Genomic DNA, 14,184 nt, shown 5'->3' with positions numbered 1-14,184 from the left:
AGATGGCAAATCGACACAATTTGCACCAACTGTGTAAAGTTATCTTTGGTCGTGCTAGTTTAATGTCAATTTATCGTATGCGTGGGCAAAACGTCATTCAGAACATAGAGTTGGCGCCACGTTTTAAAGCGGTTTGCACGGTGCTAAACCCCTTATTTTTCAGCATTTTTTATAGAGGCAAGGGATTACATGGAAATCGGTCTGCGCGAGTGGCTGATCGTCATCGGCATTATTGTCATTGCCGGTATTCTTTTTGATGGCTGGCGCCGGATGCGTGGCGGCAAGGGCAAGTTGAAATTCCGTCTGGACAGAAATCTGTCCAATTTGTCGGACGATGACAGCGGTACCGAACTGCTGGGGCCGCCCCGTGTCTTGGATACCCATAAAGAACCGCAACTGGACGAGCACGATCTGCCGTCGATGAGCGCGCCCGTTCGGGAGCCGACAGGTAAACGTGGCAAGCGTGGTGGCGAGCCTCACCAGGGCGACCTGAACCTGAATCTCGACTTGGATGGTGGCCCGAGCATCAGCAGCCGCGACGACGATTTTCCGGACGAAGGCCAGCCGAAAAGCAGCCATCGCGAATCGGTGAAGGATCATCCGGCCGCCGAAGAAGTTCTGGTGATCAGCGTGATCTGTCGTGACGCCGCCGGCTTCAAGGGCCCGGCCTTGTTGCAAAATATTCTGGAAAGTGGCCTGCGTTTTGGCGAGATGGATATTTTCCACCGCCACGAAAGCATGGCTGGCAACGGTGAAGTGCTGTTCTCCATGGCCAACGCGGTCAAGCCGGGCATCTTTGATCTGGACGACATCGACCATTTCAGCACCCCGGCGGTGAGTTTCTTCCTCGGCCTGCCAGGCCCGCGTCACCCCAAGCAGGCGTTCGACGTCATGGTGGCCGCAGCTCGCAAGCTGTCCCAGGAGCTCAATGGCGAGCTCAAGGATGACCAGCGTAGCGTCCTGACCGCCCAGACCATCGAGCACTACCGTCAGCGCATCGTCGAGTTCGAGCGTCGTGCCCTGACACAGAAACGCTGAGGCTTACCCCTCGGCGTTGTCGATAGAATAAGCGCACTAACATATTGAGCAGCTTCGGCTGCTCTTTTGCTTTATGAGAGAACACCCATGACCGCCGCCCATACCCGCATCCTCGAACTGCGCGCTGAACTGGATCAGCACAACTACCGTTACCACGTCCTCGACGAGCCGAGCATTCCGGACGCCGAGTACGACCGTCTGTTCCACGAGCTCAAGGCATTGGAAGCCGAGCACCCGGATTTGGTAACCCGTGATTCGCCCACTCAGCGAGTCGGCAGCGCGGCGTTGTCAGCCTTCACTCAGGTGCGTCACGAAATCCCGATGCTCAGCCTGGGCAACGCCTTCGATGAAAGCACCATGTTGGAATTCGATCGCCGGGTAACCGAAGGCCTGGACCTGCCGATGGGTGATCTGTTTGGTGGCGCAGCGACGGTGGAATACAGCTGCGAGCCAAAGCTCGATGGTCTGGCGGTCAGCCTGCTGTATCAAGAGGGTGAGCTGGTGCGCGGCGCCACGCGCGGCGACGGCACTACTGGCGAAGACATCAGCGTCAACGTGCGTACCGTGCGCAATATTCCGCTCAAGTTGCAAGGCAAGGGCTGGCCGGCGACCCTGGAAGTGCGCGGCGAAGTGTTCATGTCCAAGGCCGGTTTCGAGCGGCTGAACGCCACGCAATTGGAAGTCGGCGGCAAGACCTTCGCCAACCCGCGCAACGCCGCCGCCGGCAGCCTGCGTCAGTTGGACTCGAAGATCACCGCCAGCCGCCCGCTGGAGTTCTGCTGCTATGGCCTCGGCCAGGTGACTGCCGATATCAGCGACACTCATATCGGCAACCTGCAGCAACTGCAAAAGTGGGGCATGCCCATCAGCCATGAGCTGAAGTTGGCCAAAGGTATCCAGGAGTGCCTGGACTACTACCGCGATATCGGCGAGCGCCGTAATGCCTTGCCTTATGAAATTGACGGCGTGGTGTTCAAGGTCAACAGCCTCTCTTCCCAGCGTGAACTAGGTTTTCGCGCCCGGGAACCGCGTTGGGCGATTGCCCATAAATTCCCGGCGCTGGAAGAGCTCACCGAACTTCTGGACGTTGAATTTCAGGTCGGCCGCACCGGCGCCGTGACGCCGGTGGCTCGCCTGAAACCGGTCAAGGTCGCTGGCGTGACAGTGTCCAACGCGACGTTGCACAACATGGACGAAGTGGCGCGCCTGGGCCTGATGATCGGCGACACAGTGATCATCCGTCGTGCCGGTGACGTGATTCCGCAGGTGGTTTCGGTGGTGATCGAGCGTCGCCCGGAAAATGCCCGTGCGGTGCAGATTCCCGAGCGTTGCCCGGTGTGCGGTTCCCATGTCGAGCGTACGCAACTGGTCAAGCGCAGCAAGGGCAAGGAAACCATCAGTGAAGGTGCGGTGTACCGATGCGTTGGCCGGCTGGCCTGTGGTGCGCAGCTCAAGCAGGCGATTATCCATTTCGTTTCTCGACGAGCCATGGACATTGATGGCCTGGGCGACAAGACCATTGAGCAGTTGGTGGATGAGAAACTGATTGGCTCGCCGGCGGACCTGTACAAGCTCAAGTACGAGCAGATCATCGATCTGGAAGGCTTTGCCGATGTCTCCAGCAAAAAACTGATCACCGCCATCGAAAACAGCAAGGCGCCGACTCTGGCGCGGTTTATCTACGCCCTTGGCATTCCCGATGTCGGCGAGGAGACCGCCAAGGTGCTCGCTCGCTCCCTGGCCTCCCTTGAGCGCGTTCAGCAGGCGTTGCCGGAAGTGCTGACGTACTTGCCGGATGTTGGCCTGGAAGTGGCTCATGAAATCCATAGCTTCTTTGAAGATCGCCATAATCGGGAAGTCATTGGCGCCTTGCTGTCCAAGAACGAGTGCGGGCTGGAGTTGCAGGAGCAGGGCGACCTGAGCGCCGAGTTTGCGGCGAGTACCACGTTGGGCGGTCTGCTGGACAAGCTGCACGTGCCCTCGGTAGGTCCGGGCGCTGCGCAGAAACTGGCGGACAAGTTCGGCTCCCTGGATGGGGTGATCAAGGCTGATTGGCTGGACATGCGCCAGGCGTTGCCGGAGAAGCAGGCCAAGGCCGTGCGCGACTTCTTCGACATCGAAGAAAATGCCCGACGGGCGCTGGCCATTGAGCAGCAGCTCAAGGACTTCGGTATGCACTGGCAGAGTGAAAAGAAAGTCGTCGAAGGCTTGCCTGAAGCGGGGCACACCTGGGTGCTCACCGGTTCCCTGGAACTGATGAGTCGCGATGTCGCCAAGGAGAAGCTGGAAAGCCTTGGCGCCAAGGTGGCGGGTTCGGTGTCGGCGAAAACCCATTGCGTGGTAGCAGGGCCTGGGGCGGGCTCGAAGCTGGCCAAGGCCAGCGAGCTGGGGTTGAAGGTGTTGGATGAAGAGGCGTTCGTGGCGTTTTTGGCCAGGCACAACATCACCGTCTGATGTCTTTTGTGGCGAGGGGGCAAGCCCTCTCGCCACAGGAAGCCTGCTTGTCACAAGTAATCGGTATTGAATAAAAACTGGAACAATTAGCGCATAACCATGATCTAGTCTTGGCATGTCCCAGGGAGAGATCGCCATGTACCGCTTCTTCGAGCAGCTCAGTTCGCGCATTGCCGCGCCGTTCATGGTCGAGCAGTCGCGCAACAGCAAGGTCTGGCAGTGTCGCTGTGGGCAGTCGCTGTTTTTTCGCAACAGCCAATGCCTGGCTTGTTCAGCATTACTTGGGTATCAGCCGGAGCAGAGCCGGCTGTCGTCTCTCACGCCCGGGCCGTACGCTGGGACGTGGCAGTTGGATGCCGATCCTGACGGCGGGCTGTTTCGCCGCTGCGCCAACCTCGACACCCCGGCCGCCTGCAACTGGCTGCTGCCCGCCGATAACGGCCAGACCTTGTGCGTGGCTTGCAGCCTGAACCGCACCATTCCTGACCTGTCGATCCCGGAGAACGCTGAGCGCTGGCGCAAAGTGGAAACCGCCAAGCGCCGTTTGGTGGCGCAACTCATCAGCTTGGGCCTGCAGGTCATTCCCAAGGCGGCCGATGAAGGCGCCGGCCTGGTTTTCGATTTTGTCGGCATCGACCTGGAAGGTAATGCACCCACCACCGGTCATGCCAACGGCCTCATCACCCTCGATATCAAGGAGGCCGACGATGCCCATCGCGAGAGTATTCGCGTGCAGATGCGCGAGCCCTACCGCACCTTGCTCGGTCACTTGCGCCATGAAGTGGGTCATTACTATTGGGATCGGCTGATCGTCAACGATCATTGGCTGGAGCCGTTCCGCCGGTTGTTCGGCGACGAGCGTGCCAGTTATGCCGACGCGCTGGATCATCACTATCAAAACGGCCCGCACCCGGACTGGCAGCAAACCTGCGTCAGCGCCTACGCCACTATGCACCCCTGGGAAGACTGGGCGGAAACCTGGGCCCATTACCTGCACATGATGGATGCGGTGGACACGGCGCTGGGCTTTGGCATGAGCGCACGGGAGATGGACCTGGACTACCAGCCTTTCCCCCTTGGCACCCTCTACGATCCAGAGCATCCAGGCGGCGTGGCGTTCCTATCGTTCGTCAATGCGTGGATCGAATTGGCGGCAATGCTCAACGAGCTGTCACGCAGCATGGGGCAGCCGGATTTCTACCCGTTCGTGTTGCCACCGGCGGTGATTGCCAAGCTGCACTTTATCCACTTGGTGATCCAGCAAGAGGGTGGCAGGGCGGATGAGGTGTTGCAGGCGCAATAACACAGCAGCGGGCAAGTGCTTGAGCCCCAACATTTTTTAATCCGGTGCAACGGTTGTAACTTCCGATCAGATCGGTACAATGGCGCGGCTTGCCGAGAGGCGAGTGTCGTTATGGTGACTCCATCGGTCCCCCCGCAACGATTACCCGTGAACCTGGTCAGAGCCGGAAGGCAGCAGCCACAGCGGGAACATTGTGTGCCGGGGTGTGGCTGGTGGGGTTGCCTCCATAACGTCCGCCCTTGAGCGGATGTCGCTACAAAACCGTACCTCTGCGGTAAATCTCAAAAAATACTTTTCAATAACTTCGCTGATGCCCTCTGCGTAGCCATTTCGCGTGTCTATCGTTTACCCGCCGACGCAGCTCGACAGGTACCCGAATCAACTGGCGTCGCGTTAGCCGAACGTCTCCCGCAGCAACCCGGCGAATGCATCCCGGGCCAGGTGACGCTGGGTGTCCTTGTGCCAGAACAAAAGATTGTCGACGGCCGCCAGTTCGTCAAAACGATAGGAGGTGAGCTGGTTGCTCTGTTCGTAACGGGCAAGGATGCCTTCCGGTGCCAGCGCTACGCCAACGCCAGCGCTGACGCAGCCGATGATCGTGCCCCAACTGGCATAGCTGGCGATGGCCGGCTTGATGTCGTGGGGTTTGAGCCAGTTTTCCAGAGCCGCTCGGTAAGGACAGCCCGGCGGCCAGACCAGCAAGGTGCACCCTGCCAGGTCCCGTGCGTCCTCAATGGGGGCGCTGGTACTGCTTGTGATCAGCACCAGGCGCTCGCTGTAGACCACGCTCTGTTCGAGTTTTGGTCGTTTGGCCCCGGCGGCCACCAGGGCAGCATCGAGGCGATGGTGCTGCAAGTCATCGAGCAATTGCGACCAGGTGCCGGTGACCAGTTCCAGGGTCACCTCTGGATAACGCCGATGGTATTCGGCAAGTAATGGAGGCAGGCGGCCGCTGGCGCTGGATTCCACTGCGCCGATGCGCAATTTGCCGCGGGGGATGGCGTTGCTGTCGACGGCGCGTTTGGATTCCTCCACCAGGGCTAGAATACGCTCGCAGTAATCAAGGAACACTTCGCCTGCAGCGCTGATCGCCAACCCACGCCCGGCACGAATAAACAGCGCCGTGCCCAGTTCGCTTTCCAGCTGCTTGATGCGCGTGGTGATGTTGGACGGTACGCAGTGCAGTTGCAGGGCGGCCTGGGCCACGCTGCCGGTTTGCGCCACGGCTTTCACCATCTTCAGTTGCGCCAGTTCCATCGCTCAGTTCCAGTGATTACAGAAGTCAGAATCGGTTAATTGTCCTGCGCCTTGCGCAGGACAAGACTGACGGCGTTCCCATTCTGTTTCTGGACGCCATTGATGAATGCCCCGTCACCCGTAAAGCTTACGCTAGTCACCGCCAGCGTGATTCTCTGTTGGGCCTATTCGCCCATCGGTATTCATTTGGGGTTGCACAGCTACAGTCCTGGTCAGTTGGCCTTGTTGCGATTTTTGATTGCGTCGGTGTTCATGGCGGGCGTGGCGCTGGTTGTGCGCATTGATCGGCCGCGACTGCGGGATCTGCCGTGGCTGCTGGTACTGGGCTTTTTCGGGATATTCCTGCATCACCTCTGCCTTAACGTTGGCCAGCAATGGGTCACGGCGGCGGCTTCCAGTGTGTTGGCGCAGTCAGTGCCGTTGTTCAGTGTGTTGGTGGCGTTTTTCTGTTTGAAGGAAGTGGTAAGTGGCTGGCGCTGGGGCTGTGTGTTGCTGGGGCTACTCGGAGTGTTAGTGGTGATCTGGGGCGATCATGGTGTAGGTGAGATCGACCCGCGCGGCCTGTTGATCTTGCTGGCGGCAATCTCCTGGAGTTTCTATTTTGCCATCCAGAAGCACTATTCCCGTCGCTACAGTCCGCTGACCAGCGTGTGCTACACGGTCTGGTCGGGGACGTTGCTGCTTTGTTTCTATTTGCCCGGTTTGCCTGAGGCCGTGAGCCAGGCGCCGCTGCGGGTCAATCTGGCGGTGCTGGTGCTGGGTGTCTTCCCCAGCGCCCTGGCGTACTTGGCCTGGGCCTTTGTGTTAAAGCACGTTGAGGTCAGTCGCGCTTCGGTGGCCTTGTACCTGGTGCCGCCGGTAGCAATGGTGATGGCAGCGACGATGCTCGGCGAACAGGTTTCCCTGCGGGTGGTGCTGGGCGGCCTGATCGTGTTGGTCAGTGTCGGCGCCATCAGCCTGGAAGGGTGCTGGCGAAGAAGAGCCAGTAAAGGCGTTACCCAGCCTCAGCAAGTCTAGGGGGCTGTCCGGTCAGTTCATGTCAGGAGTCTTTAAGAAAAGATCAGGCAGCGTAGGCTGCCGCTCTTTTTATTACGGGCGCTTCTGTTACGAGCTCTAAGGCTTGGACAAGGCCTGGTCTACCGCCGCAATCAGCTTTCCCAGTTCCTTCGGGGTGGCTTTGTGAATGACACCAAACAGATAAGCGCGCTGTTCATCCTCGTCGACCAAGTCTGCGAAAAAGACTTTCAACTTCACTTCCAGCGCCTCTGCGAACAAGAACAGAGCCTCCACGCTGGGTGTATAGGTGCCGGTTTCGAAGCGGCTGATGGTTTTAGGGTCAAAACCGGTTTTTTCACCTAGTTCAGCCTGAGTAAGCCCTGCGACCTTGCGGTAACGTCTGATGGCTGGACCCAAACTTGAAATGTGCATCGCTAAATTCCCATTTAGAATCAAGAACTTAACGATAAATCTTTGGATTAGACAACCGCTTGTACCATCACCTTTTATTGTAAAGTGTGATGTAATTCGTAGAATCAACATTTAGGACAAGTATTTAGTGGTCTCGTTTCAGAAGGCAGGTTTATGAAACAGGAAATCATTGCGCTCTCCTTGTTCACATAAAACGAACGCTTGGCAGGGACTTTAACGTCGCTCGTCAGCGCCACGCATCATCCCGCCTCCCGTGCCAGATACCTGAATTCAAGCCTAGTTGATCTTCGTCGAATCAACGGTGAATCGCTGTGCAAAATCTTGGGTTTGCCGTCGATTGTGGCCAACTCGCCAATTGACGGCACAGCCTGTCTGGAAATACGAATCCGCCTGCGGGGCCTACCCGGCCGCCGGCAGAGCGATCGAACGCTGTCCATGGAGCTTTAACGTGCGTCTCAACTTGCCGGTCACCGCTGTTGAACAGACTTTTGGGGAGCAGCAACGGCTAATTTCCGCAACTGACGTCAACAGCCACATTACTTACTGCAACGCCGAGTTTGCCGCCATGAGCGGCTTTACCCAGGCGGAGCTGATCGGCAGCCCCCACAACCTGGTGCGCCACCCGGACATGCCGCCCGCAGTGTTCGAGCTGATGTGGAGTTACCTCAAGGCCGGTCACAGTTGGATGGGCGTGGTCAAGAATCGCTGCAAGAACGGCAACTTCTATTGGGTCAGCGCCTATGTGACGCCGATTCTGGAGGAGGGCCGGCTGGTCGGGTACGAATCGGTGCGAGTCAAACCGACTCGCGACCAGGTTCGTCGCGCCGAAGCCTTGTACGCACGGTTACAGGCAGGGCATTCAGCGGTCTCGCCGATGCGTCGGGTGATTTCGGCAGCCAAGACCCTGGCAGTGCCCGCCGTAGCGGCGGTCGTCTCTATTGGCGCATTCCAATTGGTCCCCGGTGTGTGGGCGCAAGCACTGACTGCCGTGCTGTTTCTCGGCATAGGTGCCTGGGCTCAGCAGCGTCTGGGGCGACAGCTCGAACAGATTGTTCAGCTCACACCCAACACCTTTTCCGATCCCATCAGTGCGTTGATCTACAGCGATGCGTTGGGCCCGGCTGCGCAGTTGGAAATGATCCTGATCAGCGAAGAAGCGCGCTTGAAAACCGCCCTCACGCGCCTCAGCGACCTGGCCAGCCAAATGGCTGAAGCGGCCGCCGATTCCAGCGTACTGTCGAGCAATACCGAGTCGGCCTTGTTGGAGCAGCGCGCCGAAACTGACATGACCGCTGCCGCCATGACCGAAATGGCCGCCTCCATTGCCGAAGTCGCCGTGCATGTGCAGCAGACCGCCGGCGAAGCTCACACCGCCAATACCTTGGCCGAACAGGGCAGCGAGGTGGCCGGGACCTCCCGTGAGGCCATCCAGCTGCTGGCCGGCACCGTCACCCAGATCAACCAGGCTGTCGGCAATCTGGCCGGGCAGACCCAGGAAATTCGCGTGGCCGCGAGCATGATTCAGGCAATCGCCGATCAGACCAATCTGCTGGCCCTCAATGCCGCCATCGAAGCCGCACGGGCCGGCGAGCAGGGTCGCGGTTTTGCCGTGGTAGCCGATGAAGTTCGGGCGCTGGCGGGCAAGACCCGTGAGTCGACCCAGCAGATCCAGGGCATCATCCAGAACCTGCGGGCCGGCGCCGCTGAAGCTGTCGAGATCGCAAGCCTGGGCATTCGCGAAGCCGAGCAGGGCGTGCAGCAAGTGCTTGAGGCGCAACAGGCGCTGCTGGGCATTCGCCAAGCGGTGGAGCGCATCACTGACATGAGCCAGCAGATGGCCGCCGCCTCCCAGGAGCAGTCCCACGTCGCCGAGGAAGTTTCGCAACAGATCAACAACGTCGCCGCCACGGTGCAAAAGACAGCGGGCAATGCCAACGCTGCAGTCACCCGTGGCCGGGAACTTGAAAGCATCTCTTCCGGGTTGCGTGCCCTGGTCGAGCGGTTTAACCGCTAGCCACCCAGAGCCTGACTCATGGATGAGAAATACCGCAGGGCCGTGGATGCCGCCGCCATTTTTTCCGAGACCGACCTGGCCGGCAGCATCACCTACGTCAATGATCAGTTCTGCGTCCTGTCCGGCTACAGCCGGAAGGAGTTGCTGGGGCAAAACCATCGGATACTCAGCTCCGGATTGCATCCGGCCGGGTTTTTCCAGGGCATGTGGCTCGCGATTACCCAAGGCAAGATCTGGCGTGGGGAAATTTGCAACCGGGCCAAGGATGGCACGCTTTATTGGGTCGACAGCACCATGGTGCCGCTGCTGGATGAGCGCACCGGGCAGGTGCAGAAGTATGTGTCGATTCGCTTTGATGTCAGCGAAAAACGCCAGTTGCTGCACACCTTGCAATGGCGGGTTGGCCACGATGTGCTGACTGGCTTGCCAAACCGCGCCTACCTTTCCGAATTGCTGATCCAATCCCTGGAGTTTTCCCGCAGCGAGGACATTCCCCTGGCCGTGTGCATGCTCGACCTGGACGGCTTCAAGGCAGTTAACGATGGCTACGGTCACGCGTGTGGCGACCTGCTGCTGGTGGAAGTGGCCACTCGCCTGCGAGATATCATCCGTGGCGAGGACGTGGTCGCCCGGTTGGCCGGTGACGAGTTCGTGTTGATTCTGCGTTACGTACGGGATGCCGACGAACTGAACGCCGCCTTGTTGCGTATCCTCAAGTCCATCTCCGAGCCCTATTCGATCCAGGGCCTGGAGATCAACGTGTTCGCCAGCATCGGTGTCACGCTGTTCCCCTCGGATGATGAGGACGCCGACACCTTGCTACGCCACGCCGACCAGGCCATGTACGTAGCCAAGCAGAACGGGCGCAATCGCTTCCAGCTGTTTGATGTGTCCCTGGAGCAGGAGGTCAAGGCCACCCACCAGACGGTGGAGCAGGTTCGCCAGGCCCTGGCGGCAGGTGAGTTGTGCCTGTATTACCATCCCAAGGTGAACCTGCGCTGCGGTACGGTGGTGGGGTTTGAAGCGCTGTTACGCTGGCAGCATCCCGTGCGCGGCCTGGTGTTTCCGGGGGACTTTCTGCCGTTGATCGAGCAGACCGATCTGATTGTCGACGTGGGTGAGTGGGTGATGGACCAGGCGCTGGCGCAGATGCATCAGTGGCAGGGCGCAGGGCACTCCTGGTCGGTCAGCGTTAACATCGCGGCACGGCATTTCCAGCGGGCAGACTTTGTCGACCGACTACAGCTGTTGTTGGCGCAGCACCCCGAGGTTGCACCGCACATGCTTGACCTGGAAATCGCCGAATCGGTAGCCATCGACAATATCCAGCGAGTCACCCAGCACCTGGAAGCCTGCAAGGCGTTGGGGGTGCAGTTTTCCCTGGATGATTTCGGCACTGGTTACTCATCCTTGAGCTACCTCAAGCGACTGCCGACCCAGACCATCAAGATCGACAAGTCGTTTGTGCGCGACATTCTCCATGACAAGGACGACCTGGCGCTGACCCAAGCCGTGATAGGCCTGGCCCGTGCGTTTGGCCGCGAAGTGATCGCCGAAGGCCTGGAAACCCTGGAGCATGGCCAGTTATTGATGCGCATGGGCTGTGAAGTGGCTCAGGGCTACTTTTTCGCCCGGCCGATGCCGGCTGCCGAGGTGCCGGGGTGGGTAGACGGCTTCTCGCTGTCGTCCGCTACGGGGAGTCAGGTGTAGGGCTCGCTGTCCCGGTATACAGCTTGATGATCTCATCAATCTCCCCTGACATTTTCATTCGCGAGAGCGTGCGCAGAATCTCCTTAACCGGCAGGGCAGGGTCGTTGCGCACATAACAGCCCAGGCTTTGTTCCTCTACGACGGCCACTGCATGAAGTCGTTGCGCCACCGGCAGTTTCTGGTTGAAGCGATCCAGTGTCCACTCGTTGCTCACCGCGTATTTGAAACGTCCAGCCACCAGTTTTTGCAGCACTTGCTCCTCGCTACGGGCGTCATCGCGCTTGAGCTGGCCGCTGGCGAAGCGCGGTTCGAGGGTTGGGTAGCTGTAATTGAGCACCGTGCCGATCTGCTGCGGCGCCAGGCTGCCCAGTTGCACCGACAGCGGCGGCAAGTGGGCGCTGACCAGCACATTGCGCTGGACCCACAGCGGGATACTCCAGCTGTAGTCGCCGGACAGATTGCTCAACCAGGCTTGTGTGACATAGCAGCGCACATCGATTTCTCCGTGCTCCATGGCGGGGGTGATGCGCGCCCGGGCCAGGACCTGGAACTGTGCCGGGCGGCCAACCTGGGTCGCCAGGCTCAGCATCAGGTCATACAAAATACCCTGGGTCGGCTGGCCCTGCTCGATTTGCACCATAGGCATGGCCCAGCTGTCGGAAATGGAGAAGCGCAAAGGTGCGGGCCCCGCCAGACTGATGGTGGCGATCATCCATAAGGCGCCCAGGGCTACGCGCATAAACTCTCCGGCTTCAGCCCTTAATAGGGCGTGGTTAGACCAGCTTAGTCAGATTAGGCGAGCGTGCCGGATGCAATTTCCCCCTTGCTCCGCTAGCATTACCCGCTTCCGCTTCCCAGTTGCGACGGTTTTCGATGAGTTATCAGGTTCTTGCACGTAAATGGCGTCCGCGCTCGTTCCGCGAAATGGTCGGCCAGACCCATGTGCTCAAGGCTCTGATCAATGCCTTGGACAGCCAGCGGCTGCACCATGCCTACCTGTTCACCGGTACCCGGGGTGTCGGCAAGACCACCATCGCGCGGATCATCGCCAAGTGCCTGAACTGTGAAACGGGTATCACCTCGACGCCTTGTGGCACTTGCTCGGTGTGCCGGGAGATCGACGAAGGGCGCTTTATCGACCTGATCGAGATCGACGCCGCGAGCCGGACCAAGGTCGAAGACACCCGCGAATTGCTGGACAACGTGCAGTACGCGCCGAGCCGCGGCCGCTTCAAGGTCTACTTGATCGACGAAGTGCACATGCTTTCCAGTCACTCCTTCAACGCACTGTTGAAAACCCTGGAAGAGCCGCCGCCCTACGTTAAATTCATTCTGGCCACCACCGACCCGCAGAAACTTCCTGCAACCATTTTGTCGCGGTGCCTGCAGTTCTCCCTGAAGAACATGACTCCCGAGCGGGTGGTCGAGCATTTGACCCACGTCCTCGGTGTCGAGAACGTGCCGTTCGAAGACGACGCCCTGTGGTTGCTGGGCCGTGCCGCCGATGGCTCGATGCGCGACGCCATGAGCCTCACCGACCAGGCCATCGCCTTCGGTGAAGGCAAGGTCATGGCTGCTGACGTGCGGGCGATGCTCGGCACCCTCGATCATGGGCAAGTCTTTGACGTGCTGCACGCGCTGATCGAAGGCGATGCCAAGGCCTTGCTTGAAGCTGTGCGCCATTTGTCCGAGCAAGGCCCGGACTGGAATGGCGTGCTCTCGGAAATTCTCAACGTGCTGCACCGCGTCGCCATTGCCCAGGCGTTGCCTGAAGGCGTCGACAACGGTCATGGCGACCGCGATCGCGTGTTGGCGTTGGCCCAGGCGCTGCCGGCCGAAGATGTGCAGTTCTACTACCAGATGGGCCTGATCGGCCGCCGCGACTTGCCGCTGGCGCCGGACCCGCGTGGCGGTTTCGAAATGGTCCTGTTGCGCATGCTGGCGTTCAGGCCTGCGGACACGGCAGATGCGCCGAGACAGCCGCTAAAGCCAGTGGGGATCAGCCAGGCCACAGTTGATTCCGCCAAACCAGTGGCTGGCGCGGCGGTTGTCGCGCCAGTGGTTGCGCCGAGTATTGCGGCGCCGGAGGCTGTGGCACCTGCACCTGCACCTGCACCTGCACCTGCACCTGCCGAGCCGGTGGCGCCTGTTGTCGTGCCAGAGCCGTTGCCCATGATCGATCTGCCCTGGAACGACCCTGTAGAGGCGGTAATCGAGCAGCAAGCCGCCGTCGAGCCTGTGCTCGAAACCGCCGGCGAGCAGCCCGATCTCACGCCGATGCCGACGCCAACTCCGGACAGCATGGTGCCGGATGCGCCGGAATGGGCTTCGGCCCCCGTGCCCGAACCGACCATCGCCGACGTGGACGCGGCGACGCCGGGCGTCGACCTGGATGACGAGCCGCCGCTGGACGAAGACTACATCGAGCCAGACATGGACTCGGCCTATAGCTATCTGGATGACTTGGCCAGCGAGCACACCGCCGAGCCGGCCCCAGAGCCCGAGCCGGAACCGGCGGCGATGCCGGCTACCGGCCTGGCGCTGCAATGGCTGGAGTTGTTCCCGAAACTGCCGATTTCCGGCATGACGGGTAGCATCGCCGCCAACTGCACCTTGATCGCTATTAATGGTGACCACTGGCTGCTGCACCTGGACCCGGCCCACAGCGCGCTGTTCAACGCCACCCAGCAGCGTCGATTGAACGATGCCCTGAACCAGTACCACGAGCGCACCCTGACGATCAGCATCGAGCTGATCAAACCCGAGCAGGAAACCCCGGCCCAGGCCGGTTCCCGTCGCCGGGTAAACCGCCAGCGCGAGGCTGAAGAGTCGATCCAGGCTGATCCGCTCATCCAGCAGATGATGCAGCAGTTTGGCGCCGTGGTTCGCCACGATACTATTGAACCTGTCGAAGCCCCGGTAACCCAGGTTTCATAAGCCGGGGCTAATAATTGATCCACGTACTTTTGAGGTGATTCCC

10 protein-coding genes, 1 other RNA gene and 1 pseudogene are annotated in these 14,184 nt (G+C 59.9%); 9 read left to right on the top strand and 3 right to left on the bottom strand.

What is annotated here, in order from left to right:
• The first annotated feature begins 189 nt into the window (after positions 1 to 189).
• The 4 genes from zipA to ffs all read left to right on the top strand — a co-directional run bounded on the left by zipA (position 190) and on the right by ffs (position 5,013).
• A complete protein-coding gene (gene zipA / locus ACZRJ6_RS00405) occupies positions 190 to 1,038 on the top strand; it encodes a cell division protein ZipA (RefSeq protein ID WP_463969925.1) in 849 nt (282 codons plus the stop codon).
• 87 nt (positions 1,039 to 1,125) lie between these two features.
• Positions 1,126 to 3,492 carry an NAD-dependent DNA ligase LigA gene (gene ligA, locus ACZRJ6_RS00400; RefSeq protein ID WP_463969926.1) on the top strand — a complete coding sequence of 789 codons (2,367 nt, stop codon included), beginning with the start codon at positions 1,126 to 1,128 and terminating at the stop codon, positions 3,490 to 3,492.
• 136 nt (positions 3,493 to 3,628) lie between these two features.
• Entirely contained in the window at positions 3,629 to 4,795 is a 1,167-nt protein-coding gene (locus ACZRJ6_RS00395) for a zinc-binding metallopeptidase family protein (RefSeq protein ID WP_463969927.1), read from the top strand.
• A gap of 121 nt (positions 4,796 to 4,916) precedes the next feature.
• An RNA gene (gene ffs / locus ACZRJ6_RS00390) (signal recognition particle sRNA small type) lies at positions 4,917 to 5,013 on the top strand.
• A 175-nt stretch (positions 5,014 to 5,188) separates the two neighbouring features.
• Here the strand turns inward: ffs and ACZRJ6_RS00385 are convergent.
• Positions 5,189 to 6,052 carry a LysR family transcriptional regulator gene (locus ACZRJ6_RS00385; protein ID WP_463969928.1) on the bottom strand — a complete coding sequence of 288 codons (864 nt, stop codon included), beginning with the start codon at positions 6,050 to 6,052 and terminating at the stop codon, positions 5,189 to 5,191.
• Positions 6,053 to 6,154: 102 nt separating this feature from the next.
• Here ACZRJ6_RS00385 and ACZRJ6_RS00380 point away from each other — a divergent pair, with 102 nt between their 5' ends.
• Complete coding sequence (locus tag ACZRJ6_RS00380; protein WP_463969929.1) at positions 6,155 to 7,069, top strand: DMT family transporter; 915 nt, start codon at positions 6,155 to 6,157, stop codon at positions 7,067 to 7,069.
• 96 nt (positions 7,070 to 7,165) lie between these two features.
• Here the strand turns inward: ACZRJ6_RS00380 and ACZRJ6_RS00375 are convergent, their stop codons facing one another.
• A complete protein-coding gene (locus ACZRJ6_RS00375; RefSeq protein WP_463969930.1) occupies positions 7,166 to 7,480 on the bottom strand; it encodes a helix-turn-helix domain-containing protein in 315 nt (104 codons plus the stop codon).
• Positions 7,481 to 7,781: 301 nt separating this feature from the next.
• Here ACZRJ6_RS00375 and ACZRJ6_RS00370 point away from each other — a divergent pair.
• The 3 genes and pseudogenes from ACZRJ6_RS00370 to ACZRJ6_RS00360 all read left to right on the top strand — a co-directional run.
• Positions 7,782 to 8,210: pseudogene (locus tag ACZRJ6_RS00370) on the top strand (PAS domain-containing protein); the annotation flags it as partial.
• Between the two features lie 144 nt (positions 8,211 to 8,354).
• Complete coding sequence (locus tag ACZRJ6_RS00365; protein WP_463969983.1) at positions 8,355 to 9,494, top strand: methyl-accepting chemotaxis protein; 1,140 nt, start codon at positions 8,355 to 8,357, stop codon at positions 9,492 to 9,494.
• Between the two features lie 18 nt (positions 9,495 to 9,512).
• Positions 9,513 to 11,204 carry a putative bifunctional diguanylate cyclase/phosphodiesterase gene (locus tag ACZRJ6_RS00360; protein ID WP_463969931.1) on the top strand — a complete coding sequence of 564 codons (1,692 nt, stop codon included), beginning with the start codon at positions 9,513 to 9,515 and terminating at the stop codon, positions 11,202 to 11,204.
• Here the strand turns inward: ACZRJ6_RS00360 and ACZRJ6_RS00355 are convergent.
• Positions 11,185 to 11,943 (bottom strand): substrate-binding periplasmic protein, encoded by a 759-nt coding sequence (locus tag ACZRJ6_RS00355; RefSeq protein WP_463969932.1) that lies wholly within the window; start codon positions 11,941 to 11,943, stop codon positions 11,185 to 11,187. The two genes, ACZRJ6_RS00360 and ACZRJ6_RS00355, sit on opposite strands and share 20 nt — an antisense overlap.
• Before the next feature lie 134 nt (positions 11,944 to 12,077).
• On the opposite strand from ACZRJ6_RS00355, the gene dnaX reads away from it, so the two are divergent.
• Entirely contained in the window at positions 12,078 to 14,141 is a 2,064-nt protein-coding gene (gene dnaX / locus ACZRJ6_RS00350) for a DNA polymerase III subunit gamma/tau (RefSeq protein ID WP_463969933.1), read from the top strand.
• The last annotated feature ends 43 nt before the right edge of the window (positions 14,142 to 14,184 follow it).

This window comes from Pseudomonas sp. C321, assembly GCF_055407105.1.
The sequence above is the reverse complement of the archived record's forward strand: the minus strand, read 5'-3'. Positions and strand labels throughout refer to the sequence as shown.

Coding starts and splice junctions, on each gene's coding strand:
- ligA (WP_463969926.1), top strand. CDS start 1,126: ATGACCGCCGCCCATACCCGCATCCTCGAACTGCGCGCTGAACTGGAT.
- ACZRJ6_RS00355 (WP_463969932.1), bottom strand. CDS start 11,943: ATGCGCGTAGCCCTGGGCGCCTTATGGATGATCGCCACCATCAGTCTG.
- ACZRJ6_RS00375 (WP_463969930.1), bottom strand. CDS start 7,480: ATGCACATTTCAAGTTTGGGTCCAGCCATCAGACGTTACCGCAAGGTC.
- zipA (WP_463969925.1), top strand. CDS start 190: ATGGAAATCGGTCTGCGCGAGTGGCTGATCGTCATCGGCATTATTGTC.
- ACZRJ6_RS00360 (WP_463969931.1), top strand. CDS start 9,513: ATGGATGAGAAATACCGCAGGGCCGTGGATGCCGCCGCCATTTTTTCC.
- ACZRJ6_RS00380 (WP_463969929.1), top strand. CDS start 6,155: ATGAATGCCCCGTCACCCGTAAAGCTTACGCTAGTCACCGCCAGCGTG.
- ACZRJ6_RS00395 (WP_463969927.1), top strand. CDS start 3,629: ATGTACCGCTTCTTCGAGCAGCTCAGTTCGCGCATTGCCGCGCCGTTC.
- ACZRJ6_RS00385 (WP_463969928.1), bottom strand. CDS start 6,052: ATGGAACTGGCGCAACTGAAGATGGTGAAAGCCGTGGCGCAAACCGGC.
- dnaX (WP_463969933.1), top strand. CDS start 12,078: ATGAGTTATCAGGTTCTTGCACGTAAATGGCGTCCGCGCTCGTTCCGC.
- ACZRJ6_RS00365 (WP_463969983.1), top strand. CDS start 8,355: ATGCGTCGGGTGATTTCGGCAGCCAAGACCCTGGCAGTGCCCGCCGTA.